The sequence below is a fragment of the Sphingomonas sp. Leaf198 genome, assembly GCF_001424005.1.
GTDB lineage: Bacteria > Pseudomonadota > Alphaproteobacteria > Sphingomonadales > Sphingomonadaceae > Sphingomonas.
The window spans coordinates 333,975-359,833 of the sequence record NZ_LMPX01000002.1; the positions used below are offsets into that span (position 1 = coordinate 333,975).

A 25,859-nucleotide genomic window follows, 5' to 3' on the forward strand; every position below is an offset into this window, starting at 1 on the left:
CGTAATTATTACACCGTTCCTCAGGTTAATGGCCAAATTTTACGATCAAGCAGAAAATTGTCGTCGACCATATACGAACTGAAAAATTCATCGTGGCCAAACAGGTTATCGATACCCTGCTTATAACTTGCTTCTCGTACCAAATTTGAAAATATACACGCCAACCATCGGACCACTGCCAACGTGTAAAATCGGCCATATCTTTGCGCCCACTTCGTCTGCCCTGTTCGCTCCGAAGCAGTTTCGACGTCGGACATTAAACGCCCATTTTCGTCAGTATGCCTGACAAACGCCATGTCACCGATCAGCGCGTTGATGAACTTGGCTCTATCTTTGACGCCAGCCTCCGCACGCCTTCCACTATAATGCTTGTCCAAAATTGGTTCGATGACATCGTTCCACCACTTCGTGACTGGTTCAGTTCGAGGATCAAAATGAGGATTTCCAATAGCTTGGAAATTTGCGTACCGTCCCTTTGACGCATCCGCAAAAGAGCCAAGACACTCTATTACGGCAGCGCAAATTGGCTCAGATGGGCCGATGTGCTTGACTACAATACTTCTACTCTTAGCTATCTCATCAGCTTTTTCAATTAATCCGCTGATATTATGACCAAACTTTTTGACGACCGCCTGCGATGGCAAGGCCCCATTGTTGTTCATAGCAAAGTTCGAGATTAATATTAACTTCGCCAACCTTTCTATTCCAATCGATAGCCCAAAGAACGCTGTGTAGTACTCTCCGAACCCGCTCCCGTAGCTTGCTCGTCCTAATGCGGTAGCACCAGAACCGATCAGCTGACTGACTAAAGATGCCTCGCGATGGAGTGCTTGCCAATCTGGCAAGTCGAAAGGATCGGGTCGGCTTGACATAAGCACTCCTCGTAAGGCGATAGATTTGCTTGCTAGAGCTAAAAGCGTAGACGGTGCTTTGTGCGTAGCAAGAGGCAGATAGATTTCAATTTTGCGATCCTCCCCCGCAAGGGGGAGGTGGCACCGAAGGTGACGGAGGGGGAGGACGCGGAGCAAAGGTTTCCCTTTCCTCCCCCTCCGTCTGACAAGCGCCAGCCACCTCCCCCTGGCGGGGGAGGATTGTTTGGCTTCGACGTTCGGGGATGACGGATCGCCCTACCGCAATCCGACCTGCTGATCCTCCCCTGCAAGGGGAGGTGGCGCGAAGCGACGGAGGGGTGATGCCCTATCGTGAGCGGGCCACCCCTCCGTCAGCGCTATGCGCTGCCACCTCCCCTTGCAGGGGAGGAATTACGGTCGAACCCGATCGACAATGCCCCTAAAGCCTCACCATGCCCCGAGTAATCCTGTTCAACAAACCGTACGACGTGCTCAGCCAGTTCACCGACGTGAACAGTCCGACCCCGCGCGCGACGCTGTCGCAGTTCGTCGATGTGCCGGGGGTCTATCCGGCGGGGCGGCTCGACCGCGATAGCGAAGGGCTGTTGCTGCTGACCGACGACGGCCGCCTCCAGGCGCGGATCGCGGACCCGAAGTTCAAGCTGGCCAAGACCTATCTCGTGCAGGTCGAGGGCGATGCCGGCGAGGACGCGCTCGATCGGTTGCGGGGCGGCGTCCTGCTGAAGGACGGCCCTGCCCGCGCCGACGTCGAGCGGATCGCTGCGCCCGACCTCTGGCCGCGCCTGCCGCCGATCCGGGTCCGCGCGAGCATCCCCGATTGCTGGCTGAAGATAACGATCCGCGAAGGCCGCAACCGCCAAGTCCGCCGCATGACCGCCGCGATCGACCACCCCACGCTGCGGCTGGTCCGGTGGAGCATCGGCGACTGGACCGTGGCGGGTCTGGAGCCCGGCACGTGGCGCGACGCCTGACGGGCGCTTGAGGCGGGCTGACGGCCGCCTGCGGGCCACCGGAGGCACGGGCGCCCATGGGCACCCTTCAGACGACAGCGTTCGCGACTGCAAGCGGAACGCCTCCCCACCCACGCCGTCATCCTGACAAAAGTCAGGACCCAGAGCCAAGCAGCGCGGCGTTCGTGATCCTGGGTCCTGACTTTCGTCAGGATGACGAGGCAGCGGGGGTTAGGTCATCCCCAACCAACGCTCGTCATTCCCGCGGAGGCGGGAACCCAGACTGGCTGGCCTCGCACCACAATCACCGGCCCCCGAGGATATGGATCCCCGCCTGCGCGGGGATGACGACGCGTTGCGTGATGCGCAGGCGTTGCATGATAGTGATGATGGCGATGGCAGCGCAGAACAAACACTCCCTCCCCTTCAGGGGAGGGTCGGGGTGGGGCATGTCCACGCGAGTGCGCTCCATGTGGCAAGGCCTCGTGTAGTCCAGACAGAGACCATCCCAATCCCCGAGCAAAGCGTGTTTCCCCACGAAGGCGGGGACCCAGACTGGACTTTCGCCTTCGCGGGAGAACAAGGAAGCGCAAGTTGGCCTGCGCAGGATCGCGCGTCCATATCCGACCCGACAACCACCCCCGACCACCCGAAGGACGGGGGAAGCGCCCAGACACCGCCGCCGCTGGCCGACGTGCAAATCCGCTGTCCTACACGCGCCTCGGAGCGCACCCTCAGCGGATGCCCAACCCCGCCCCTATCCCGCATGCATCACCTTGGCCCAGAACGCCCCTATCGAACCCCATATCGGGCGATGTGCAGAACGCTGTGAGACTGTGAACTTCGTGCACTTCCGCACTGCAGCATCGGCGCAAGACACTGATTTCAGGCGCACAACGAAAAAGGGCGCGGGGACCATCGCCCCCGCGCCCTTCTCCAACGCAAACAGTCTCCGATTACTCGGCGGCTGCAGTACCCTTGGCAGGGCGCATGTCGCGACGCTCGGCGATACGCGCTGCCTTGCCGGTGCGGCCACGCAGGTAATACAGCTTGGCGCGACGCACGGCGCCCTTGCGGACGACTTCGATCGAATCGACGTTCGGCGAGTAGAGCGGGAAGACGCGCTCGACGCCCTCGCCGAAGCTCATCTTACGCACGGTGAAGTTCGAGCCCATGCCCTTGTTCGAGCGCGCGATGCACACGCCCTCGTAGTTCTGAATACGCGTGCGCTCGCCTTCGACGACCTTCACGCCGACCTTCAGCGTGTCGCCGGGGCGGAAATCGGGGATCGTCTTGTTGGCCAGGAACTTCGCGATGTTCTCGGCTTCGATCGTCTGCAACAGGTTCATGTCTCGTCCTCGTGTCGCTGCGCGCCAGAGGGCGACTGGACCCGAACGCCCTCATGGCGCTCCCAAAGGTCCGGTCGCCGTGACCGTGTATCGATCTCCGCGCGGCGTTTGCGCCATGCAGCGATCTTCGCATGATCCCCCGATCGCAGCACCTGCGGGATCGTGCGCCCTTCCCATGATTGAGGTCGGGTATAATGCGGATATTCGAGCAGCCCCGTTTCGAAGCTCTCGTCATCCCCACTAGAAGCCGCGCCCATTACGCCGGGCAGCAGCCGAATGCAAGCATCGAGCAGCACCAGCGCGCCCATCTCGCCGCCCGACAGGATGTAGTCGCCGATCGAGACCTCCTCGATCTCGCGTGCCTCGAACAGCCGTTCGTCGAACCCCTCGAACCGGCCGCAGAGAATGGTGACGCCGGGACCCTGCGCGAGCTCCCGCACCCGCTCCTGGGTCAGCGGTTTCCCCCGAGGCGTCATCGCCAACACCGGCCGCCCATCCGCAACGCTGTCAATCGCCGAGGCCACCACGTCGGCCCGAAGCACCATCCCAGCCCCGCCCCCCGCCGGCGTATCGTCCACCGACTTGTGCTTGTCCGTCGCAAAGTCCCGGATCTGCACCGGCGAGCAAGACCACCGCCCCTCCCCCAGCGCCCGGCCCGCAAGCGACGTCCCCAGCGGCCCCGGAAACATCTCCGGATACAGCGTCAATATCGTGGCAGCGAAAGTCACGGCGTCCAATTCTCTATGCGGTTGCGCCATCGTGCGGCGCCGAATGCGCCCAGCACCTATACGGATCGGCGCAGTGGAACAATTACGCTGGCGAAACGCTCGCGGCGAATGGACGATTGCATCATCATCGGCGCCGGCCCGGCAGGTCTGACCGCGGCGATCTATCTCGCGCGGTTCCACCTCTCGATCCGCCTGTTCGATTGCGGCAGCAGCCGCGCCGCGCTGATCCCGTGCACGCACAACCATGCCGGCTATCCCGAAGGTATCCGCGGCACGGACCTGCTAGCGCGAATGCTGGCGCAGGCGGAAACCTATGGCGCAGTCCGCGAGGGCGTACGGGTCGACGCGATCGAAGTCGACGACGACGGCTTCACCATACGGCTCGGCGATCGCCGCGTGCGAGCTCGGAGCGTGTTGCTCGCCACCGGGGTCGTAAACAACCGTCCAAACATGCAAGACGCCATCCACGACGAAGCGCTCGAAGCCGGCCTCCTCCGCTACTGCCCGATCTGCGACGGCTACGAAGTCACCGACAAGCGCGTAGGCATCATCGGCACCGGCGACCACGGCATGCGCGAGGCCCTGTTCCTGCGCGGTTACACAAATGACGTAACGCTGATCGCGCCCGAGGGCGGCCACGATCTCGATGCGGCATGCGAAGCGGCGCTAAACGAAGCCGGGATTATCCGCGTCGGAGGCCCCTGCGGCAACTATGCGATCGAGGGAGACAAATTGGCTTTGGACACGGTCGAGGGGCGGCTCTCGTTCGACAGCATCTATCCAGCGCTCGGATCGGTCATCCGTTCGGAACTGGCCGTTGCAGCAGGCGCGCGCGCATCCGAGGACGGGTGCCTGGAAGTGGACTCGCACCAGCGTACGTCGATCCCCGGCCTGTTCGCCGCGGGCGACGTGGTTAAGGGGCTCGACCAGATCAGCCATGCGATGGGGGAAGCCGGCGTCGCTGCGACGACGATCCGTAACACGCTCGCCGAGCAGCGCCCGCTTCGGCGGTAGCCTGCGCGACAAGGAAAGAGTGTTTCCCCGCGAAGGCGGGGACCCAGACTGGACTCCCGCCTTCGCGGGAGAACAAGACTTACTCAGCGGCGAACGACGCTTCGACGATAAGCCGATCGGCATCCCATTCAGGAACGGCCTCGGGTCGCATCGGTATCATGAACCGCTTGCCGGGCTTGTCATCCACGGGCGGCCGCTCGATCTCGATCACGTCACCCGCACCGAAATTATCGATCGCCACGACGCGCCCGATAGCCTCGCCATCGGTCGAGACGACATCGAGCCCGATCACATCCGTATGATAGTATTCACCGTCTTCGAGTGGCGGCAGCGAAGACCGCGGCACCGTCAGTTCGGTCCCGCGCATCGCCTCGGCAGCATTGCGATCAGCCACTTCGGCAAAGCGCGCGATCATGCCGTTGTTGCCGTTACGGGCGGATTTCAGCGACAGCGCACCGTTGTTGAAGCTCTTATAGCTCCCGAAATTCTCGGCGAAGACCTTCAGCCGCACTTCGCCACCGATGCCGTGCGCACCGATGACGACGGCGAGCGTCACGTCAGCCTTGCGCGGAGCCTTCATCGCGGCCGGGGGTGTCGTCGGAGCCTTCGGCGGGGTCGTCGGCGGAGACGCCTTGGTTGGTGGCATCTTCGATGTCCTCGGGTGCGGGGGCTGTGCGGGGGTCGGATTCGGGGGCCATCATGCGCTCCTGTTCGGGGTTACCGATTGAGAGAACGCATGAACGGCCGATCGGGTGCGGTTGGCGACCCGTAGTCGGAACGGGAGTTACCCTCCCGCACCTTCGTCACCCCGGACTCGTTCCGGGGTCCACCGTTCCGCGCACCCAATTCTCTCGAATCCGCGGACGGGGGGTTGCCGGAACAAGCCCGGCATGACGGAGAGGGGTAGGACGATCACGCCCTGCCCCACTCCGGAAGCGCTGTCTTACGAAGCGGCTTCTTCGGTCTCGGCAGGAGCAGCCTCTGCCTCGGCAGCAGGCGCCGCCTTCGCAGCAGCTTCAGCCTCGGCAGCTTCGGCCGCCTTGGTCGCACGCTCTTCAGCGCGCTCGGTGGCCTTCTCGCCGGGCTTGCCCTTGTTCGGGTTGTTGCGCGCCGAACGCTCGAGCACGCCAGCCTGGTCAAGGAAGCGCGCGACGCGGTCGGTCGGCTGCGCGCCGACGCTCAGCCAATGCTTCGCGCGGTCGGCGTCGAGCTGCACGCGCTGCTCGTTGTCCTTGGCGAGGAGCGGGTTGTAGTTGCCGATCTTCTCGATGAAGCGGCCATCACGCGGCGAACGCGCATCGGCAACGACGATCTTGTAGTAAGGACGCTTCTTGGAGCCACCGCGCGCGAGGCGAATGTTGATTGCCATGATATTTTCCTTCGTTTTCTAGATAGATCCCCGAGCGAAAGCCGAGGTGTCGTGGTTGGATAAGGAGGTTATTTCTTCTTCAGAAAATCGTCGAAACCGGCAGGCATCTGCGGCATCTTGGGGCCACCAAGCCCCGGCAGACCGCCGCCGCCCATACCGCCGCCGCCGCCCGGCAGGCCACCAGCGCCAGCCTTGTTGAGCATATCGCCCATCTGCGGCCCGCCGATCGCATTGCCGATGCCGCCGAGACCGCCGCCAAGGCCGCCCTTGCCGAGCATCGCCATCATGCCCTTCATGCCGCCCATCTTCTTGATCTTCTTCATGGCGGTCGACATTTCGAGGTGCATTTTCAGCAGCTTGTTGACCTCCTGGACGGTCGTCCCGGAGCCCTTGGCGATGCGGATCTTGCGCTTGGCGTTGATCAGTTCGGGCTTGTTGCGCTCCTTGATCGTCATCGATCCGATCATCGCGTCCATGTGCACCAGCACCTTTTCACCACCGACCGACGCGACCGCGCCTTGCGCCTTCTTCATGCCGGGGATCATCCCCGCCAGCGCACCGAGCCCGCCCATCCGCTGCATCTGCGCGAGCTGGGCTCGCAGGTCGTTCATGTCGAACTGACCCTTGGCCATCTTGGCGGCCATCCGCTCGGCGTCTTCGGCCTGGATCGACTCCGCGGCGCGCTCGACCAAGCTGACGACGTCGCCCATGCCGAGGATGCGACCGGCGACGCGCTCCGGATGGAACGCCTCGAGCGCATCGAGCTTCTCGCCGGTACCTGCGAACTTGATCGGCTTGCCGGTGACCGCGCGCATCGACAGCGCCGCGCCGCCGCGGGCATCGCCGTCCATGCGGGTCAGCACGATACCCGTCAGCGGCACCTGGTCGGAGAAGTTCTGCGCGACGTTGACCGCGTCCTGGCCGGTCAGCGAGTCGACGACGAGCAGGATCTCAGCCGGGTTCGCGACGTCGGCGACCGCCTTCATCTCGTCCATCAACGCCTGGTCGACATGGAGTCGGCCTGCGGTGTCGAGCATAAGGACGTCATAGCCCTGCAGCTTGGCCGCCTGCATCGCGCGGCGGGCGATATCGACCGGCTGCTGGCCCTGCACGATCGGCAGCGTCGCAACGTCGATCTGCGTGCCGAGCGTCGCCAGCTGCTCCTGCGCGTTCGGGCGATTGACGTCGAGCGACGCCATCAGCACCTTCTTGCGCTCGCGACCGGCCTGTCCGAAATTGGCCTGCCCCGCCGCCAGCCGCTTGGCGATCTTGGCGGTCGTGGTCGTCTTGCCCGAGCCCTGTAGGCCGACCATCATAATGACGGCCGGCGGCGTAACGCCCAGCTCGAGCTCGACGGCATCCGAACCGAGCATCTCGACCAGCGCATCGCTCACGATCTTGACGACCTGCTGCCCCGGCGTAACCGAGCGCAGGACGTTCTGGCCGATCGCCTTCTCGGTCGCCTTCTCGACGAACTCGCGCGCGACGGGCAGCGCGACGTCGGCTTCGAGCAGCGCGACGCGCACCTCGCGCATCGCCGCACGCACGTCCGCTTCGGTCAGCGCACCCCGGCCGCGAAGGCGGTCGAAGACGCCGCCAAGTCGATCGCTCAGGCTTTCGAACATCGAAATACTCCCATACACCGCCATGGAGACACAAAGAACGCCAAACGCAAAAGCGCCGGCGGGCGAAACCTCGCCGGCCAGCGTGCATCCTTGGATGCTCGTCCAATGCGCCCCGTAACGGAACGTGGGCCGCCACCTACGGGAAACGCGCGCGAAGTGCAAGGCAGGCGTGATCCCGAAGACCCGCCGACAGCGTACGGCGTCCTGCGTGTTCCCTTCACCGCAGCATATCAACGCCCCGGCGCAACGCCGCGGACCTTAACCTGTCCTACATATCTCACGGAGCACATCGGATGCACCAAGGACCCTACAGGCCGTTTTATCGATGATTTTACCGCCGGCGACGACCCGTTCGCTTCGCCTCATCAGCCGGGAATTCATGACCGGCGCGCTCACGGGCGCCGCACTGCTGCTGTTCATCGGCACCGGCGGGGGCGTATTGCTGGAAGCGATCGAGCATTTGAAGGGCGGCAACGCCGTCATCGATCGCACCCTGATCGCGGCCATGTTTCTCAACGTCGCGCTGATCCTGTTCGGCTGGTTCCGGTATCGCGGCCTCGCCGAAGAACTGTCGCAACTGTCGGACGCGGATCAGCGCGCGAAGCTGCTGTCGCAATATGATCCGCTGACCGGCTTCCTGAATCGCCGAAGCCTGATCGAGGAAGGCGCCGCGCTGTTCACCGGATCGCTTCGCCGGGGCAAGGCCTTGGCCCTGCTGACCATCGATCTCGATCACTTCAAGACGGTCAACGACGTGCACGGTTATGCCATCGGCGATGCGCTGCTCACGCTCGTTGCCGAAAAGATCAGCGCATTGGTCCCCGGGTCGAGCCTGCTCGCGCGCCTCAACGCCGACGAGTTCGCCTGCGCGGTGGTGTTCGATGCCGCCTATCCCGGGGTCGTCGATCGGATCGCCGACCGGCTGATCGCGGACCTCTCGAAACCGTTCCTCATCGGCGAGACCGAAGTCCACGTCAGCACCTCGATCGGCATTGCCCGCTCGGACATCGATTGCACGTCGATGGACGCGCTGTTGCGAACGTCGGACATGGCGTTGCATGCTGCCAAGGTCGCCGGGCGCAATCGTCATGCCTGGTTCGATGGCGCGATGGAGCGATCCGTCCAGTTGCGCGGCGAACTCGAGGCCGGGTTGCGCGTGGCGGTCCCCAACGATGCGATCGTGCCGTTCTTCGAACAGCAGGTCGATCTGACGACCGGCTGCATCACCGGGTTCGAGGTGCTCGCGCGGTGGGAGCATCCGACGCGCGGCGCGATCGGGCCGGAAGTTTTCATTCCGATCGCGGAGGGTATCGGCCTGATCGGCGATCTGTCGCTGTCGGTCATGCGTCAGGCGTTCACCGCCGCGCGCGACTGGGATGCAGGCCTGTCGCTGTCGATCAACATCTCGCCGGTGCAGTTGCGCGACGCGTGGCTGGCGCAAAAGATCATCAAGACGCTGGTCGAGACCGGCTTTCCCGCCAGCCGGCTCGAGATCGAGATCACCGAAAGCGCGTTGTTCGACAATCTGCCGCTCGCGCAGTCGATTGTTGGCAGCCTGAAGAATCAGGGCATCCGCATCGCGCTCGACGATTTCGGCACCGGCTATTCGAGCCTCGCGCATCTGCGCGCGCTGCCGTTCGACCGGATCAAGGTCGACAAGAGCTTCGTCGGCTCGATGCTCGACAACCCCGACAGCATGGCGATCGTCAACACGATCGTCCGGCTCGGCGACAGTCTCAACCTTCCGACCACCGCCGAGGGAATCGAGAACGCCGCAATCGAAGAGCGACTGCGCGGCATGGGATGCGCAAAGGGCCAGGGCTATCTGTACGGGCGGCCGCTGTGCGCTGCGCAGGTGCGCCGGCTGCTCGCGGAAAAGCGGCTGCTGGCGCAACGACCGGACATCAGCGCGCCGCCTCAGCGCGGCATCGCGCCAAGGTTGGCGGGCTGATCGACGGCAGCCGGGCCAGACCCGAACCACAAAGCGTGGACTTCGCCCCCTACGGCTCCTAAATCGCGCGCATGTCACCCGCCCCCGCGCCAGAGGTCATCAGCCTCGGCTGCCGCCTCAACATCGCCGAAAGCGAGACCATCCGCGCACTCGTCGCCGGGCGGGACATGGTCGTGGTCAACAGCTGCGCCGTCACCAACGCGGCGGTGAAGGCAACGCGCGTCGCCATCCGCCGCGCGAAGCGCGACCGCCCCGAGGCACAGATCGTCGTCACCGGATGCGCCGCGCAGATCGATCCTGCCAGCTTCGCTGCGATGGCCGAAGTCGACCGCGTCGTCGGCAACGCCGACAAGCTGACGTTTTCAGCCTGGCAGACGGATGACGCAGTGGTGGTCTCCGACATCATGCAGGTCCGCGAGACCGCGCCGCATCTCGCCGCGAGCTTCTCCGCGCACGCTCGCGCGTTCGTCGAAGTCCAGAACGGCTGCGACCACCGTTGCACCTTCTGCGCAATCCCGTTCGGCCGCGGCCCCAGCCGCTCGGTGCCCGCCGGCGCGGTCGTCGACCGGATCGCCAGGCTCGTCGACGCAGGCCACCGCGAGATCGTCCTGACCGGCGTAGACCTCACCAGCTACGGCCCCGACCTCCCCGGCGCGCCGACGCTCGGCCACCTCGTCGAGCGCATTCTGCACCACGTCCCCAACCTGGAACGCCTGCGTCTATCCTCGCTCGACGGCATCGAGATCGACGACCGCCTCTTCGCGCTGCTGACGACGGAGCGCCGGATCATGCCGCACATCCACCTGTCATTGCAGGCCGGCGACGACATGATCCTCAAGCGCATGAAGCGCCGCCATTCGCGCGCCGAAAGCGTCGCCCTCGTCGAGCGCCTCAAAGCCGCCCGCCCCGACATCGCGATCGGCGCGGACCTGATCGCCGGCTTCCCGACCGAGGATGCGGCGATGTTCGCCAACACGCGCGCGCTGATCGACGACTGCCACATCGTCCACCCTCACATCTTCCCCTACTCGCCCCGCGCCGGCACCCCCGCCGCGCGGATGCCGCAGGTCGAACCCGAAGTCCGCCGCCAGCGCGCCGCCCTCCTCCGCGAGGCTGGCGAAACGTCGCGAGCGAACTGGCTGCAAACGCTGGTCGGCACGTCGCAGGATCTGCTCGTCGAACGCCCTGGCGAACGCGGCCATATCGGCAATTTCGCAGAAGTCCTGCTGGACGAACCCGCCATACCCGGCGACATCGTCCGCATCACGATCACCGGCGCCACGTCCGACCGCCTCAGCGCAACACGAGAACCATCATGAGCACCACCCCAACCTGGCACGACAAGCTGATCGGCGGCTTCAAGCGCACCTCCGACCGGCTGGTCGGCAACCTCGCCGGCCTCGGCGGCGCACGGCTCGACGATTCGACGCTCGACGACATCGAGGAGGCACTGATCGCCTCCGATCTCGGCCCCGAGACCGCCGGCCGCATCCGCCGCCGCCTGTCCGAGGGCAGCTTCGAGCGCAACATGGAAGAACTCGGCATCCGCGTGATCGTCGCTGAGGAGGTCGAGAAGGTCCTCGCCACGGTCGCCAAGCCGATCGAGATCGACGCCTTCCCGCGCCCGCAGGTGATCCTCGTCATCGGCGTCAACGGCTCGGGCAAGACCACCACCATCGCCAAACTCGCGCATCTGTTGATGGAGCAGGACTACGGTGTGATGCTCGCCGCCGGCGACACCTTCCGCGCCGCCGCGATCGGCCAGCTCCGCACCTGGGCCGAGCGCGTCGGCGTGCCGATCGTGACCGGCCCCGAGGGCGGCGACGCGGCGGGCGTAGTGTGGGACGCGGTCAAGAAGGCGACAGAGACCGGCATAGACGTACTGATCGTCGACACCGCCGGCCGCCTCCAGAACAAGCGCGAGCTGATGGACGAACTGGCCAAGATCCGCCGCGTGCTGGGCCGCATCAACCCTGAAAGCCCGCACGATATCGTGCTCGTGCTCGACGCGACGACCGGCCAGAACGCGCTCCAGCAGATCGAGGTCTTCAAGGAGGTCGCGGGCGTCACCGGTCTCGTAATGACCAAGCTCGACGGCACCGCGCGCGGCGGCGTGCTGGTTGCGGCGGCCGAGAAATACGGCCTGCCGATCCACGCGATCGGTATCGGCGAGGGCATGACCGACCTCCGCCCGTTCGATGCGAACGAGGTGAGTCGGATCATCGCCGGCGTGGAAAGCGTTCGAAAGTAACACTCGGAACTGTCCTTCGATACGCCATCTCGACAAGCTCGACGGCTACTCGGGACGAACGGCATGAGCTGATAAACGCCCTCCCGAACCACCCCGTTCGTGCCGAGTAAGGATCGAGCTTGTCGAGAGCCTGTATCGAGGTACATGCCCGCACGCACCCGCCCCCAGGAAGCGAAAACCCAGTGACCCCAACCAAGCCCCCCCTATCCCCCGGCCTCCGCATGGCGGTCGACTACGGCCCGCTCGCGGTCTTCTTCGCGGTGAACTTCCTCACCCCTGGCCTGCCGATCGTCCGCGTCGTCGCCGCCACCACCGCGTTCATCATCGCCACGGTAGCCGCGATGATCGTGTCGAAGGTCAAGACCGGCCACATCTCGCCGATGCTGTGGCTGTCGGGCGCGCTGATCGTCGTGTTCGGCGGGCTGACGATTTATTTCCACGACCAGCGCTTCATCCAGATGAAGCCAACGATCATCTACGCGATGTTCGCGGCGATCCTGACGTTCGGGCTCGTCACCGGTCGCCCACTGCTCCAGTCGCTGCTCGCCACCGCTTACCCCGGTCTGTCCGCGGAAGGTTGGCGTAAGCTGACGCGCAACTGGGCGGTGTTCTTCGTGTTCATGGCGGTGCTGAACGAGGCGGTGTGGCGCAACACGACCTGGGATTTCTGGGTCGGCTTCAAGCTATGGGGCGCGATCCCGCTCACGCTGCTGTTCGCGTTCGCCAACATTCCGATGCTGCTGAAACACGGATTGCAAACGGGCGACAAAGCCGTGACCGACCTGCCGCCCGAAGGGTAACCTACTCCCCTCCCGTTCACGGGAGGGGTCGGGGGAGGGCCGGACCAAACAAACCGGACGCCGGTACGTACGCCGCGCCCTCCCCTAGCCCCTCCCGCAAGCGGGAGGGGGATTAAGGTCAGCCCGCGACCTTCGCGTAACGCTCAGCCACGACGTCCCAATTCACGATGTCCCACCAGGCCTTCAGATAGCCCGGACGATCGTTCTTGTACGTCAGGTAATAGGCGTGCTCCCACACGTCGTTACCGAGCAACGGCGTGCCAGGCTCCTTGGCGTCGTCCATCAGCGGGTTGTCCTGGTTCGGCGTGCTCGTCACCTTCAGCTTGCCGCTGCCGTCCGCGATCAGCCATGCCCAGCCCGAACCGAACTGTCCCGCACCCTTGGTGTTGAACTCTTCCTTCAGCTTGTCGAGGCTACCGAAGTCGCGATTGATCGCCTCGGCGAGCTTGCCCGACGGTGCCTGGCCGTTCTTGGCCGCCATCGTCTTCCAGAAGAAGTCGTGGTTCCAGAAACCGCCGCCATTGTTGCGGACCAGCGGTGGCTGCGACGAGATCATGCCGAGGATGTCCTCGATCGACTTGCCCGCCAGCGCGGAATCCTTCTCGACGCCTTCGTTCAGCTTCGCGGTGTACGCCGCGTGATGCTTGTCGTGATGAAACTTCATCGTTTCCTGGTCGATCACCGGCTCGAGCGCGTCATAGGCATACGGCAGCGGTGGGAGTTCGAAAGCCATGGGGGTTCTCCTTTATGGGGTCGGACGCTCAACGTCCGCACGTCGCAAATGGTCCCGCAAAAGTCGTTGCGCAAGCGTATCCAGCGGCCGAAACGCCGCGACCCGACAGCATCATCGGTCAGGCGGCGGTCTTGCCGTATTCCTGCCGTGTCACGGGATGGCTCGACGAGAGGCCGCCGTCGACCGCGATCGCCTGGCCATTGATGTAGCTGGCGTCGTCGGAGGCGAGGAACAGCGCGACCTTGGCGAGTTCCTCGGGCTGCGCGCCGCGGTGAAGCGGGTTGAGGCGGCCGACGCGGTCCATCTTGTTCGCCTCGCGCGCATAGTCGAACACGGGTTTGGTCATGCCGGTCTCGGTCAGGCCGGGGCAGATCGCGTTGACGCGGACGTTCGAGCCTGTGAGTTGCTGGGCAGAGACGGCGGCAAGGTTGATGACGCCGGCCTTCGACGCGGAATAGGCGGGCGAGCCAGCGCCAGAGCGGATGCCGGCGACGCTGGCAGTGAGGACGATCGCGCCCTTCCCTCGCTCGGCGATCCGCGGCGCGGCGTGCTTGATCGCAAGGAACGGGCCGATCAGGTTGACGCGCAGCACTTCGGTGATGAGCGCGACGTCGGTGTCGAACAGGTTCGCCATGCCGCCCGAGATTCCCGCATTGGCGAACATCACGTCGAGCCCGCCGAAGCTGTCGCAAGCGAGCGCGATCGTGCGGATCACGTCGTCTTCGAGCCCAGCGTCGATGCGGATCGCCTTCGCCGTGCCGCCGGCCTGCACGATCAGGTGCGCGGTTTCGTCCGCCCCCTCGGTCTTGTCCGCGACGACGACCCTGCCCCCTTCGCTCGCGAACAGGAGCGCGGCGGCGCGGCCGATGCCGGAACCTGCTCCGGTGACGATGATGGATTTGTCCGTAAAACGCATCGCATGGTCCTTCGCTTAGATCGTGACGCCGCCGTCGATGACCATCGTCTGGCCGGTCATGAAATTGCTTGCCGACGACGCCAGAAAGACGACCGCGCCCGCGATTTCTTCCGGCTCGCCGATCCGGCGGAGCGGCACGCTGGTGTTCGCTGCCTCGATCCGCTGCGGGTCTTCCCACAAGGCGCGCGCGAAATCGGTCTTGATCAGGCCGGGCGCGATGCTGTTCACGCGGACGTTGGACGGGCCGAACTCGACCGCGAGGTTGCGCGCGAGTTGCATGTCGGCGGCCTTGCTGATGCAATAGGCGCCGATCACCGGCGAGCCACGCAGCCCGCCGATCGAGGATATGATGATGATGCTGCCGCTGCGGCGCTCCAGCATCTCGGGCGCGACCATCTGGATCAGCCAGTGGTTCGAGACGATGTTGTTGTCGAGGATCTTCCGGAACTGGTCGTCGGCGATACCGGCCTGGGGCCCGTAATAGGGGTTCGATGCGGCGTTGCAGACGAGGATGTCGATGCGACCGAACGTCGCGCGGGTCTCGTCTACCAGATGCTGAAGCCCCGCCTTGTCGGAGATGTTCGCGGCGATGGCGATCGCGGTGCCGTCGCCATGCCTGGCGTTGAGTTCCGCCGCGACCGTGTCGCACGCGTCCTGCTTGCGGCTGGAGATCACGATTTTCGCGCCGTGCTCGGCGAGTTCGCGCACGGACGCCAAGCCGATGCCGCGCGAGGAGCCGGTGACGATGGCGACCATGCCGGTCAGGTCGAACTGTGACATTGTCTTCTGCTCACCTTCCGCTTGCGGGAGGGGTCGGGGGAGGGCCCGACCTTTCCGCAACGTTTCATGCCGGGGGAGGTCACCCCCTCCCCTAACCCCTCCCGCAAGCGGGAGGGGAATCAGGCCCCCGCCTTCACCGCGAACCCCCAAGCCGCATCCGCCAACCCGTGAATCTTCGCGACCGTCTTCTCTGCCTGCGCGCTCGACGCGGTGCCGTCGATGATGCGCTTCTTGATACCCTGGACGATGCCGGTCAGGCGGAAGAGGTTGTAGGCGAAATACCAGTTCAGATCAGGCACGCCGTCGCGACCGGTGGCGGCGCAATAGCGGTCTACGACCTGCTCGATCGTCGGAATGCCCGTCTCCGGCCCAGTCATGCCGAGCACGCCCGAGCGTCCCTCGGGTTCGGTCACCCAGCTCATCAGCAGATACGAGAAGTCCGCCAGCGGATCGCCCAGCGTCGACAATTCCCAGTCGAGCACCGCGATGACCTTTGGCTCAGCCCCGTTCGAGTTAGGGGCCGCGAAGATCATGTTGTCGATCCGGTAGTCGCCGTGAACGATCGAGGTACGCGTCTGCTCGGGCAGCGTCCGCGGCAGCCACTCGATCAGGCGCTCGACCGACTCCATATGCTCGGTCTCGGCGGCGCGATACTGCTTGGTCCAGCGGCCGACCTGGCGCTCGAAATAATTGCCGGGCTTGCCGTACTCCCCTAGCCCCGCCGCCGCGTAATCGGTGTTGTGGAGCGCGGCGAGCGTGTCGACCATCGCCTCGTAATGCGCGTTGCGCTCAGGCGGAGTCGCGTCGGGCATCGCGCCGTCCCAGATCGTCCGGCCCTCGACCATCTCCATCACGTAGAAGGCCGAACCGATGACCGCCGCGTCCTCGCAAAGACCATAGGGCCGCGGCACCTGGAAGCCGGTCGGATGGAGGCCCGCGATGACGCGGTATTCACGATCGACGGCGTGCGCGCTCGGCAGGATCGGGCCGAACGGTTTCCGGCGCAGCACGTACGCGCGCTCCGGCGTGTCGAGGCGGTAGGTCGGGTTCGACTGGCCGCCGGCGAACTTCGCGTAGGTCAGCGGACCGGCATAGCCGGGCACGTTGGCGGTCATCCACGCGCCAAGCTTGTCGAGGTCGAGACGGTCCTTGTCGCCGACCGCAATCGTGCCGACCATGCTGGTCGATGCGTCGCTCACGAGAAGGTAATCACGCTGCGGGTCGTGTCGCCGCGGCGGAGTTCGTCGAACGCATCGTTGATGCGCTCGAGCGGCATCCGGTCGGCGATGATCGTGTCGAGATCGAGCAACCCGCGCATGTAGAAATCGACCAGCCGCGGGATGTCGACCGGGAAGCGGTTCGACCCCATGAAGCCGCCCTGCAAGCGCTTGCCCGACAGCAGGTCCATCGCCGACAGCCCGACCTTCTCGCCAAGCGGCATCATCCCGAGGATCGTCGCGGTCCCGCCACGTCGCAGCACCTTCACCGCGGTTGCCGCCGATTGCGCGCGCCCGACCGCCTCGATCGCGTGATGCACGCCGCCCTTCGTGATCGCGACCACCTCCTCCGCGGCAGTGTCGGACAACGCATCGATGCTGTGCGTGGCGCCGAGTTTCTCCGCCATCGCGCGCTTCTCGGGTACCGGATCGAGCGCGATGATCTTTCCCGCGCCGGCGATCTTGGCCGCGTTGACCGCCGCGAGGCCGATGCCGCCGCAGCCGACCACGCATACCGTCTCGCCCGGCGTCACATCCGTAGTGTTGAACACCGCCCCCGCCCCGGTCGTAATCGCGCAGCCGAGCAACGCCGCACGGTCCATCGGCATGTCGCGGTCGATCGCTACGCAGGCGTGCTCGTGAACCAGCATCATCTCGGCATAGGCTGACAAATTGAGCATCTGCGCGATCGGCCGGTCGCCGAGCATGAGCCGCGGTGCGGCCCCCTTCGGACGGCGCACGCTGGCGTCGATGCACAGCGACATCCGCCCGGTGACGCAAAACTCGCACTGACCACAGAATGCCGACAGGCACGTGACGACATGATCGCCGACCTTCACGCCGCGCACTTCGTCGCCCACCGCCTCGACAATGCCGCAAGCCTCATGCCCCGGGATCGTCGGCATCGCATGCGGATAGGCGCCGTCGACGAAATGCAGGTCGGACCGGCACACGCCGACCGCGACCGTGCGGATCAGCACTTCATGCGCCGTCGGCTTCGAGATGTTCACGTCCTCGATGCTGAGCGGGGTGTTGGCTTCGAAAAGGACTGCGGCTTTCATGGGTAGGTGCGCTCCGAAACGAGACCGTCATCCTGACGAAAGTCAGGACCCAGAGCCGAGATCGTCACGCTTGTGGCTCTGGGTCCTGGGTCGAGCCCAGGATGACGAAGAAGAAAGACGGACGGGGCTGGGTTTATCGGCTCACCCCGACATCCCCGCTGGACACGCCACCCTTGCGGAAGTCGCCGTACTTCCCGAACTCGTTGCGCGCGATCGAGCGGTTGTGGACCTCGTCCGGGCCATCCGCGAAGCGCAGCGTCCGCATCGCCGCCCAGTCATGCGCCAGCCGGAAATCGCCCGACACTCCGCCGCCGCCATGCGCCTGGATCGCGTCGTCGAGGATGCGCAACGCCATGTTCGGCGCGGCGACCTTGATCATCGAGATCTCGATCTGCGCGGACTTGTTACCGGCCTTGTCCATCATGTCCGCCGCCTTGAGGCAGAGCAGCCGCGTCATCTCGATATCGATCCGCGCGGTGGCGATGCGTTCCTCCCAGACCGAGAAGTCGGCGATCCGCTTGCCGAACGCGACACGGTCGAGCAACCGGCGCGCCATCGCCTCGATCGCAGTCTCGGCAACACCGATCGTCCGCATGCAGTGATGGATACGGCCCGGCCCAAGCCGTCCCTGCGCGATCTCGAACCCGCGCCCCTCGCCGAGCAGCACGTTCTCGACCGGCACGCGGACATTCTCCAGCACGACCTCGCCATGCCCGTGCGGCGCATGATCGTACCCGTACACGCTGAGCATCCGCTTGATCGTCACGCCGGGCGTACCCATCGGCACCAGGATCTGGCTCTGCTGCTGGTGCCGCGATCCCTCAAAGCTCGTCTTGCCCATTACGATCGCGATCTTGCAGCGCGGATCGCCGACGCCGCTCGACCACCATTTGGTGCCGTTGATGACGTAGTGATCGCCGTCCCGCACCATCGACGTCTCGATGTTGGTCGCGTCCGACGACGCCACCGCAGGCTCGGTCATCAGGAACGCCGAGCGGATCTCGCCGCGCATCAGCGGGCCGAGATAGGCCTCCTTCTGCTCACGCGTGCCATAGCGGTGAAACACCTCCATGTTGCCGGTATCGGGCGCCGAACAGTTGAAGCACTCGCTCGCCCAGCTGATCTTGCCCATCTCCTCCGCGCATAACGCATATTCGAGATTGGTCAGCTGCGTGCCCTCAAACGCGAACGAATCGTCGACATGCGTCTGGCCAGAATGCGGCGGCATGAAGAAATTCCAGAGCCCGGCGGCCTTGGCTTTCTCCTTCATCTCCTCGATCACCGGAATCACCTTCCAGCGCTCGCCCTCATGCGCCTGCTGGTCGTAATCGGCCTGTCGCGGGCGGATATTCTGGTCGATGAAATCCCGGACCCGATCCCGGAAATACATCTCTCGTTCGCTCAGCGTAAAATCCATGCGGGCTCTCCGTTCGTCATCGCTTTGAAGGCGAGGTAGACCATACCGCACATTCGGTAAAGCGTGTGACGGGCCCCGGAAAGCATGTTTTCAAGTCCGCCCTGAAAGCGCCTAAAAAGCACTGTATCTTCAAATCGAAGCTGTTAGGGTGTTTCGATGAAGGTTCCGGCAGAGGCCAGCGACGAGAGCGAACAGGGCACCAAGCGCTTCCGTGCGAAGCGTGACGCGATCCTCGCCGCGGCGGCAGAAGCGATCAACGAACAGAGTGCCAAGGGCATGACGTTCGCGGACGTGGCGCGGCGCGTCGGACTCAACACGACGAGCGTTACCTATTATTTCAAGCGCAAGGAAGACCTCGCGGCGGCGGCGTTCGAGAACACGCTCGAATCGCTGATCGCGATGCTCGACGTCGCGGCGGAAGAAGCGACGCCGGAGGACCGCGTTCGGCGCTATCTCGCGCTCAACATGGACCGGCTCGGGCGGATTCAGCGCGGCGAGGAGAAGGCGTTCGCGGTCCTGTCGGATCTGCGTGCGACCGAAGAGCCGATGCGCGGCCGGCTGATGGCGGGCTGGCGCGAGGTGTTCCGTCGCACGCGGCTGTTGTGGGGGCCGACTTCGTCGCGCGCGCAGACCGATCTCAACGGCGCACGCGCGCATGTGCTGCTGGAAAACACGTTCTGGCTGCCGATCTGGCTGACGCGGTACGAGCCCGATCAATATGGCCGCGTCGAGGAACGGCTGATGGGCGTGTTCGCGCACGGCATCGCGGGCAAGGACGCCAAATGGTCCCCTACCCTGCTCGATCTCAGCCATGACGAGGCCGAGCCGGGGCGCGAGGCGTTCTTGCTGGCGGCGACGCGCCTGATCAACGAACTCGGCTATCGCGGCGCGTCGGTGCAGAAGATCGCATCCGAGCTGAACGTCACCAAGGGCAGCTTCTACCACCATCTCGATGCGAAGGACGATCTCGTCATCGCGTGCTACCGCCGCAGCTTCGACACGATCGCCGATGCGCAAAGCCGCGGCGAGGCCGAGGGCGGGAGTTACTGGCACAAATTGTCGAGCACCGTCGCGACCTTGCTCGACGTGCAGTTCGCCGAGCGCGGGCCGTTGCTACGAACGACGGCGTTGAGCGGCCTACCGGTCGGCGTACGCAACGCGATGGTCGACCGCTCGAACGGCATCGCGCGGCGCTATGCGGGGATGATGATGGACGGCATCGGCGAAGGCTCGATCCGCGCGGTCGATGCCCTGATCGCGGCGCAGGCGTTGATGGCGCTCCAGAACGCCGCGTTCGACATGCGTAAATGGGCCTCGACGATGCCGCGCGAGCGGGCGATCGCGATGTACGCCTCGACGCTGATGTTCGGGCTGTTCGACGATCGGATGGCGAAGGCCTGACGCCGGTCGCCACGACGACATCGGCGGCGACAATCGCACTCGTAACGGTTTGGTTACGCGTCGTTAACGCCGAGCGGCCGATCCCGACACCTCCACGGAGGGCGTCATGCACACGATCACGACCGATCTCGACACCGGCATCATCGAGGTCGAGGCGTCCGGATTCTGGACGATCCCGCATGTCGAGGGCTTCCTCCGTGATCTGGACGGCGAGGCGCGACGCGTGCTGGCGACCGGCAAGCGTCACATGCTGCTGGGCAATTTCTCGCGGTCCGCGATCCAGCCTCAGGAAGTGGTCGCGATGCTCCAGCGCGTGGCTCTGACCATCCCGCTGAAATCGCGGAAAGTCGCCTTGTTCACCGACGGCAAGCTCGCGCGGTTGCAGGTGAAGCGGATCGTCGCGGTGCGCGACGACATGGCGGTGTTCGATGACCGGACAAGCGCGATGACATGGTTGTTGGCGGATGCGTTGGCCCACCCTGTCGCGGCGGCCGCCTCTCCACCGGCCTGACGAAGAGGCGGTTACCTCGCAGCATCCTCCGCGCGCTTCAGCAGAACCCCGGCGCGCCAATAGTGGAAGAGCGCCCACGGCGTCATCAGCACGATGATGATCAGCGCATAGCGCAGCGAATCCTCGCCGAAGCCGGGCTTCAACAGATCGCTCAACCACCCGACCATCGTCGGCCCAAGCCCCAGCCCGACCAGATTGATGACCAGCAGCGTGATCGCCGCCCACATCGCACGGATCTGCAACGGCGCGAGGTGCTGGATCAGCGCGAAGCTCGGCCCGAGATACGAATTGGCGAAGATCAGCGAAACGAAATAGCTGCCGATCGCGATCACCGGCGCATCGATCAGGTAGAAGGCGAGCGCGAACGGGAGCGAAAGGCCCTTCATCACCAGCACCACCCAGGCCTGGACGTGAAGCCCGTGACGCCTGGCGAGCATGTCGGCGATCTTGCCGCCCGCCAGCGCGGAGACCGCACCGAACAGCGCCCCCGGCAGCGCGATGTAGCGCGAGATGTCGAGCATCGAGATGCCGAGCGACCGCTGGATATAGCTCGGACCCCAGCCGGTCAGCGCGTAGCCGATCATCGACGTCAGCGTCACGCCGACCACCAGATGCCGCGCCGGGGCACTCGCCCACATCGACGCAAACCCTTGTGCGACGCTCGGCATCGGCGTCGCTACAGCGCGGGCGGCGTCGGACAGGCCGCGGCGCGGCTCGACCATGAAGAGGCGAACGAGGATGGCGAGCGCGATCCCCGGCAAGCCGACGGTCATCATCGCGATCCGCCAGCCGTACGAGTGCGCGACAACCCCGCCGATCAGCGTGCCGAAGCCAGCGCCGAGCACCACGCCAAGCGAATACACCGCCATCGCGCTCGCACGCTTCTCGGGCGGATAGAGATCGGCGATGATCGAATGGCTGGGCGGGCTCGACCCCGCCTCGCCGATCCCGACGCCAATCCGGAAGAGCATCAGCTGCGTGAAGTTCTGCGCAAGCCCGCACAGCGCGGTCATCGCGCTCCAGATCGTCAGGCTGGCGGCGATGATGTTGCGGCGGCTGGTCCGATCCGCGAGTCGCGCGACCGGAATGCCGAGCGTAGCATAGAAGATCGCGAAGACGAGTCCGGACAGCAGCCCGAGCTGCGTATCGGTCAGCACCAGGTCCGCCTTGATCCGCTCGAGAAGGATCGCGAGGATCTGACGGTCCATGTAACTGAAGAAATAGGTGAAGGTGAGCAGCGCGAGCGTCAGGCCCCGTCGCTTCATCGCCAACGCGTCGGCGATCTCGGGATGGGACTGATACGCTACTGCCATTACGATACCTCGACATCGAATATTGCCCGAGGCTAAGGCATTGGTCGCGTACCAGACAAGCCAAACTTGCATCATGGCGCGGCTAGCGACTACCACGGCACGCGCAAATCGGCTGAAGCGCGCGCCGCTGGCGGGGTTTTTGACGCGTCTGGCGTGAAACGGTGGGATGCGAAGAAGGACGGCGGAAGATGCGACCTCCGTGGGTCGCTCTTCCGCCTTATCCCCTCTCCAACCTCGTGGCCGGGCTCGTCGGTCCATCGACGATGGAGCGGAGCGTCCGGGCAATCTGAATACCGGGTATGCGGCTCCCTCGCACAGAAAACCGGGATTGCAAAGGGTCTTTTCGTACATGCGCTAGACCGATCGCATCGTGCCGGACGCCTGCCGGCTCGTCAGTCGCTGATCGTCCACCCCAGACGCGGATCACCGCCACGGACGGGTTGCGCGGCAGCGAGACGCTGCGCCAAGGTTCCATAGGCGACGTAGGCGGGCGCGAGTTTAGGAGCAGCCATGGAGGCAGCATCCCCGAATAGCGGTCCGTTCGACCCCACACGCTCGAACATCGCGTTGCGCATAGCGGGCATCGTGACGGGCGGAACGAACCGCGCCATCCGAACGGTCGGGCGGGCGATCGGAGTCGCGGCGCCGGTAAAGGCGGTGAACTCGCGGCCTTCTTCGAAGATCGCGTGATGACCTGTGACGAATGCGCCAGCGACGACTCCGCCGATCAGGATCGTACCGATCGTCTCGCCGGTCCGCCCGTCGCCTGCGGCATGATAGCGACCGACCACCGGAACCATGCGTCCCCCGACGTCGACCGACCTTAGCTCGATATCGATCTTGCCCGATTTGCCGAACGCGCCCTTGCCGGTGCGATAGGTCACGGCACCCGTTCCCGCGGTGCCGCGTGGGATCACCACCAGACCGTCGACAACGACATCGCGCGCCACCGAGACGGCGACCGGCTGGCCGACGCGAGCGCGGTCGGAGCCGATTTCCTCGTCCAGCCGCAACATCATCTCGGTATGCGCGGGCACGACGATCTGCGAAACCGGGGCGACCGCCACGGAGGCGATACCGGGCCGTACATCTTCGGCCAATGCCGCCGTCGGCAGCGCGCAGATCGCTCCGATTAGTAACGCCGCTTTCATCGATGCTCCCCGAACTGTGCAATCAGCCTGCCGGAAGTTTTAGGTCGCGATGACTGCGATCTCGTCAAACGAGTTGGTTAATCCAGCCTGTTCGCATCAAGATAGCTCTACGCACTCGCGCTGGGGCGCGCCGACGCACGTGCGTGCCAGGCCTTCAGGTGCGCCAGATCGTCGGGCATCGCGATGCCGACGAACTTGGCGAAGTCGATCGTCGTGAGCAGAACGATATCGGCGATCGTATAGCGTTCGCCATCAAGCCAATCGCGACCGTCCAACGCGTGATCGAATTCCGCCATCGCCGCGAGCACGCGGGGGCGCTGGCTCTCGCCGAACTCGGTATATTGCGGCTGGACGATGCGCGCGGTCCAGGGATGCGTGTGCAGCCAGACCATCGACAGCGGGGTCATCAGCCGCAATTCGATCCGCCGCGTCCACATGTCGATCTCGGCGATGTTGTGCGCACCGTGCCCGAACATCGGCGGTTCGGGGTGCAGCAACTCGAAATAGCGGCAGATCGCAACACTCTCGGTCAGCACGCGGCCATCATCGAACGCGAGCGCGGGCGTCTGGCCAAGCGCGTTGACCGACAGGAACGCGTCCGCCTTGTGCTCGGCCTTGGGGATCGAAATCTGCGCCATCGGTACGCGGACATGCTTTTCAGCCAGAAATATGCGGACCCGGCGCGGGTTGGGCGCTGGCAGCGCGCTATCGTAGAACAGCAACGGCGTCTCCTCGAGTCCGGTTTTCGAATATACCGTATGGCATTGCCGGACGCGTTCGCCTAGCGATGCGCGGATGACGATCGCCGCAGACATGCTCGCCACCGGCTTTGCCACCCTGCCCGATCTGATCCGTGCGCACGCGCTCGAACGGGGGGATCGCATCGCGGTGGCCGACGCGCAGGGCAGCATCGACTATCGGACGCTGGACGCGATGATGGACCGGGTCGCGGCGGCGTTGCAGCGCGACGGCGTGGCGCCGGGGACTGCGGTAGCGATCGTCGCGGCGCCGACGACGGAGTATGCGGCAATATTCCTTGGTGCGGTACGTGCGGGGTGCGTCGCGACGCCGATCGCGCCATCCGCTACGCCGGCGGCGATCGCGGCGATGATTGTGGACAGCGGTGCGCCGTTGGTGTTCCTGGATGCGGAGAATGCGCGGGCGTTGGAAGGTCAAACTTTTGCAGCCAACGTCGTATTGTTCCCCCGCGGAGGCGGGGCCCCCGCCTTCGCGGGAGAACAATCTTTTGATGCGTGGCTCACTCCTCCAGAGACCAAACCAACCCCCGTCACGATCGCACCCGAAGACCCGTTCAACATCATCTATTCCTCCGGCACCACCGGCACGCCGAAGGGCATCGTCCAGAGTCACGCGATGCGCTGGGCGCATATCTCGCGCAACACCGCCGCCGGGTTCGACACCGCCGTGACGATGATCGCCACGCCGCTCTATTCGAACACCACGCTGGTCAGCTTCCTGCCGACGCTCGGCTGGGGCGGCACCGTAGTGCTGATGAAGAAGTTCGAGGCGCGCGCGTATCTAGACCTTGCCGAGCGGTACCGCGCCACGCACACGATGCTGGTCCCGGTCCAGTATCAGCGGATCATGGCGCTGCCCGATTTCGACAGCTTCGACCTCTCCGCATTCCGCTTCAAGACCAGCACCAGCGCGCCGTTCTCCGCGACGCTGAAGGCCGATGTCGTCGCGCGCTGGCCGGGCGTGCTCGTCGAGTTCTACGGCATGACCGAGGGCGGCGCGAGTTGCGCGCTGAACGCGACCGCGAACCCGACCAAGCTCCACACCGTCGGCCAGCCGATGCCGGGCCACGAGATCCGCCTGATCGACGACGACGGCATCGAGGTCGCGCCGGGCGAGATGGGCGAGGTCGTCGGCCGCAGCCCGGCCATGATGAACGGCTATCACGGGCGCACCGAGGCGACGCGCGACGCAGAATGGCATGACGCAGACGGCAATCGTTATATCCGTCACGGCGATGTCGGCCGGTTCGACGAGGACGGTTTTCTCACGCTGATGGACCGGAAGAAGGACCTGATCATCTCGGGCGGGTTCAACATCTATCCGTCGGACCTGGAGGCGGTGCTCGCCCAGCATCCCGCGGTGGCGGACTGCGCGGTAATCGGGGTGCCGTCGGAGGCCTGGGGAGAGACGCCGGTGGGGTTCTACGTGCCGCGCGACGGCGTAGGCGAGGATGGGACGGCGATCCTCGCCTGGGTCAACGGTCAGCTCGGCAAGACGCAGCGACTGTCTGCACTCCACATTACCAACGAACTCCCCCGCAGCGCGATCGGCAAGGTCCTCAAACGCGACCTGCGCGATCGGCTGGCCGCCTTCCTCCCGTCATCCTGACGAACGTCAGGATCCAGAGCCACGAATGCTCCGATGCTTGGCTCTGGATCCTGGGTCGAGCCCAGGATGACGAAGACTGAAAG

The 25,859-nt window shown here is 64.9% G+C and carries 24 protein-coding genes; 9 read left to right on the forward strand and 15 right to left on the reverse strand.

Features of this window, described 5'->3' with window-relative positions; translation table 11 throughout:
* Positions 1 to 20: 20 nt before the first annotated feature.
* Positions 21 to 872: a hypothetical protein gene (locus ASG20_RS19355; RefSeq protein WP_156364188.1), complete on the reverse strand. Its 852-nt coding sequence runs from the start codon at positions 870 to 872 to the stop codon at positions 21 to 23.
* Positions 873 to 1,303: 431 nt separating this feature from the next.
* On the opposite strand from ASG20_RS19355, the gene ASG20_RS08585 reads away from it, so the two are divergent.
* Positions 1,304 to 1,843, forward strand: a complete 540-nt coding sequence (locus ASG20_RS08585) for a pseudouridine synthase (protein WP_056051059.1) — start codon at positions 1,304 to 1,306, stop codon at positions 1,841 to 1,843.
* 935 nt (positions 1,844 to 2,778) lie between these two features.
* On the opposite strand, the gene rplS is transcribed toward ASG20_RS08585, so the two are convergent.
* On the reverse strand, positions 2,779 to 3,171 hold the full coding sequence (gene rplS / locus ASG20_RS08595) for a 50S ribosomal protein L19 (RefSeq protein WP_031395442.1): 393 nt from the start codon (positions 3,169 to 3,171) through the stop codon (positions 2,779 to 2,781).
* Positions 3,168 to 3,899, reverse strand: coding sequence for a tRNA (guanosine(37)-N1)-methyltransferase TrmD (gene trmD, locus ASG20_RS08600; protein ID WP_056052865.1), 732 nt, complete (start codon positions 3,897 to 3,899; stop codon positions 3,168 to 3,170). Before trmD ends, rplS begins: the two co-directional genes overlap by 4 nt.
* Before the next feature lie 108 nt (positions 3,900 to 4,007).
* On the opposite strand from trmD, the gene ASG20_RS08605 reads away from it, so the two are divergent.
* Positions 4,008 to 4,913: an NAD(P)/FAD-dependent oxidoreductase gene (locus ASG20_RS08605; protein ID WP_056051065.1), complete on the forward strand. Its 906-nt coding sequence runs from the start codon at positions 4,008 to 4,010 to the stop codon at positions 4,911 to 4,913.
* A 79-nt stretch (positions 4,914 to 4,992) separates the two neighbouring features.
* On the opposite strand, the gene rimM is transcribed toward ASG20_RS08605, so the two are convergent.
* From rimM to ffh, 3 genes are all read right to left on the reverse strand, one after another.
* A complete protein-coding gene (gene rimM / locus ASG20_RS08610) occupies positions 4,993 to 5,493 on the reverse strand; it encodes a ribosome maturation factor RimM (protein ID WP_056051068.1) in 501 nt (166 codons plus the stop codon).
* A gap of 363 nt (positions 5,494 to 5,856) precedes the next feature.
* Positions 5,857 to 6,282 (reverse strand): 30S ribosomal protein S16, encoded by a 426-nt coding sequence (gene rpsP / locus ASG20_RS08615; RefSeq protein WP_056051069.1) that lies wholly within the window; start codon positions 6,280 to 6,282, stop codon positions 5,857 to 5,859.
* Positions 6,283 to 6,350: 68 nt separating this feature from the next.
* A complete protein-coding gene (gene ffh, locus ASG20_RS08620) occupies positions 6,351 to 7,907 on the reverse strand; it encodes a signal recognition particle protein (protein ID WP_056051072.1) in 1,557 nt (518 codons plus the stop codon).
* Positions 7,908 to 8,286: 379 nt separating this feature from the next.
* Here ffh and ASG20_RS08625 point away from each other — a divergent pair, with 379 nt between their 5' ends.
* The 4 genes from ASG20_RS08625 (at position 8,287) to ASG20_RS08640 (ending at position 12,909) form a co-directional block, all read left to right on the forward strand.
* Positions 8,287 to 9,858 carry a putative bifunctional diguanylate cyclase/phosphodiesterase gene (locus ASG20_RS08625; protein WP_082470938.1) on the forward strand — a complete coding sequence of 524 codons (1,572 nt, stop codon included), beginning with the start codon at positions 8,287 to 8,289 and terminating at the stop codon, positions 9,856 to 9,858.
* 71 nt (positions 9,859 to 9,929) lie between these two features.
* Positions 9,930 to 11,177 (forward strand): tRNA (N(6)-L-threonylcarbamoyladenosine(37)-C(2))-methylthiotransferase MtaB, encoded by a 1,248-nt coding sequence (mtaB, locus tag ASG20_RS08630; RefSeq protein ID WP_056051075.1) that lies wholly within the window; start codon positions 9,930 to 9,932, stop codon positions 11,175 to 11,177.
* On the forward strand, positions 11,174 to 12,109 hold the full coding sequence (gene ftsY / locus ASG20_RS08635; protein WP_056051078.1) for a signal recognition particle-docking protein FtsY: 936 nt from the start codon (positions 11,174 to 11,176) through the stop codon (positions 12,107 to 12,109). Before mtaB ends, ftsY begins: the two co-directional genes overlap by 4 nt.
* A gap of 182 nt (positions 12,110 to 12,291) precedes the next feature.
* A complete protein-coding gene (locus ASG20_RS08640) occupies positions 12,292 to 12,909 on the forward strand; it encodes a septation protein A (RefSeq protein WP_269083210.1) in 618 nt (205 codons plus the stop codon).
* Between the two features lie 118 nt (positions 12,910 to 13,027).
* Here ASG20_RS08640 and ASG20_RS08645 read toward each other — a convergent pair whose 3' ends face one another.
* The 6 genes from ASG20_RS08645 to ASG20_RS08670 form a co-directional block, all read right to left on the reverse strand.
* The gene (locus ASG20_RS08645) at positions 13,028 to 13,642 is read right to left on the reverse strand and encodes a superoxide dismutase (RefSeq protein ID WP_056051085.1); all 615 of its coding nucleotides are present in this window, start codon (positions 13,640 to 13,642) and stop codon (positions 13,028 to 13,030) included.
* A 118-nt stretch (positions 13,643 to 13,760) separates the two neighbouring features.
* Complete coding sequence (locus ASG20_RS08650; RefSeq protein WP_056051089.1) at positions 13,761 to 14,558, reverse strand: SDR family NAD(P)-dependent oxidoreductase; 798 nt, start codon at positions 14,556 to 14,558, stop codon at positions 13,761 to 13,763.
* Between the two features lie 15 nt (positions 14,559 to 14,573).
* The gene (locus ASG20_RS08655; RefSeq protein ID WP_056051092.1) at positions 14,574 to 15,338 is read right to left on the reverse strand and encodes an SDR family oxidoreductase; all 765 of its coding nucleotides are present in this window, start codon (positions 15,336 to 15,338) and stop codon (positions 14,574 to 14,576) included.
* A gap of 119 nt (positions 15,339 to 15,457) precedes the next feature.
* On the reverse strand, positions 15,458 to 16,516 hold the full coding sequence (locus tag ASG20_RS08660; protein WP_056052867.1) for a phosphotransferase family protein: 1,059 nt from the start codon (positions 16,514 to 16,516) through the stop codon (positions 15,458 to 15,460).
* Positions 16,517 to 16,533: 17 nt separating this feature from the next.
* Positions 16,534 to 17,616: a Zn-dependent alcohol dehydrogenase gene (locus ASG20_RS08665; protein ID WP_056051094.1), complete on the reverse strand. Its 1,083-nt coding sequence runs from the start codon at positions 17,614 to 17,616 to the stop codon at positions 16,534 to 16,536.
* A gap of 133 nt (positions 17,617 to 17,749) precedes the next feature.
* A complete protein-coding gene (locus ASG20_RS08670) occupies positions 17,750 to 19,033 on the reverse strand; it encodes an acyl-CoA dehydrogenase family protein (protein ID WP_056051097.1) in 1,284 nt (427 codons plus the stop codon).
* Between the two features lie 156 nt (positions 19,034 to 19,189).
* Between ASG20_RS08670 and ASG20_RS08675 the strand changes: the two genes are divergently transcribed.
* Both ASG20_RS08675 and ASG20_RS08680 read left to right on the forward strand, forming a co-directional pair.
* Positions 19,190 to 20,434 carry a TetR/AcrR family transcriptional regulator gene (locus tag ASG20_RS08675; RefSeq protein WP_056051100.1) on the forward strand — a complete coding sequence of 415 codons (1,245 nt, stop codon included), beginning with the start codon at positions 19,190 to 19,192 and terminating at the stop codon, positions 20,432 to 20,434.
* A 106-nt stretch (positions 20,435 to 20,540) separates the two neighbouring features.
* A complete protein-coding gene (locus tag ASG20_RS08680; protein ID WP_056051104.1) occupies positions 20,541 to 20,945 on the forward strand; it encodes a hypothetical protein in 405 nt (134 codons plus the stop codon).
* Between the two features lie 11 nt (positions 20,946 to 20,956).
* Here ASG20_RS08680 and ASG20_RS08685 read toward each other — a convergent pair whose 3' ends face one another.
* The 3 genes from ASG20_RS08685 to ASG20_RS08695 all read right to left on the reverse strand — a co-directional run bounded on the left by ASG20_RS08685 (position 20,957) and on the right by ASG20_RS08695 (position 24,224).
* Positions 20,957 to 22,258, reverse strand: a complete 1,302-nt coding sequence (locus ASG20_RS08685; protein ID WP_056051106.1) for a spinster family MFS transporter — start codon at positions 22,256 to 22,258, stop codon at positions 20,957 to 20,959.
* A gap of 392 nt (positions 22,259 to 22,650) precedes the next feature.
* Positions 22,651 to 23,409: a hypothetical protein gene (locus tag ASG20_RS08690; protein ID WP_056051110.1), complete on the reverse strand. Its 759-nt coding sequence runs from the start codon at positions 23,407 to 23,409 to the stop codon at positions 22,651 to 22,653.
* A 107-nt stretch (positions 23,410 to 23,516) separates the two neighbouring features.
* On the reverse strand, positions 23,517 to 24,224 hold the full coding sequence (locus tag ASG20_RS08695; RefSeq protein WP_082470859.1) for a glutathione S-transferase family protein: 708 nt from the start codon (positions 24,222 to 24,224) through the stop codon (positions 23,517 to 23,519).
* Here ASG20_RS08695 and ASG20_RS08700 point away from each other — a divergent pair.
* On the forward strand, positions 24,205 to 25,776 hold the full coding sequence (locus tag ASG20_RS08700; RefSeq protein WP_056051113.1) for a class I adenylate-forming enzyme family protein: 1,572 nt from the start codon (positions 24,205 to 24,207) through the stop codon (positions 25,774 to 25,776). The genes ASG20_RS08695 and ASG20_RS08700 overlap by 20 nt on opposite strands.
* Positions 25,777 to 25,859 lie beyond the last annotated feature (83 nt).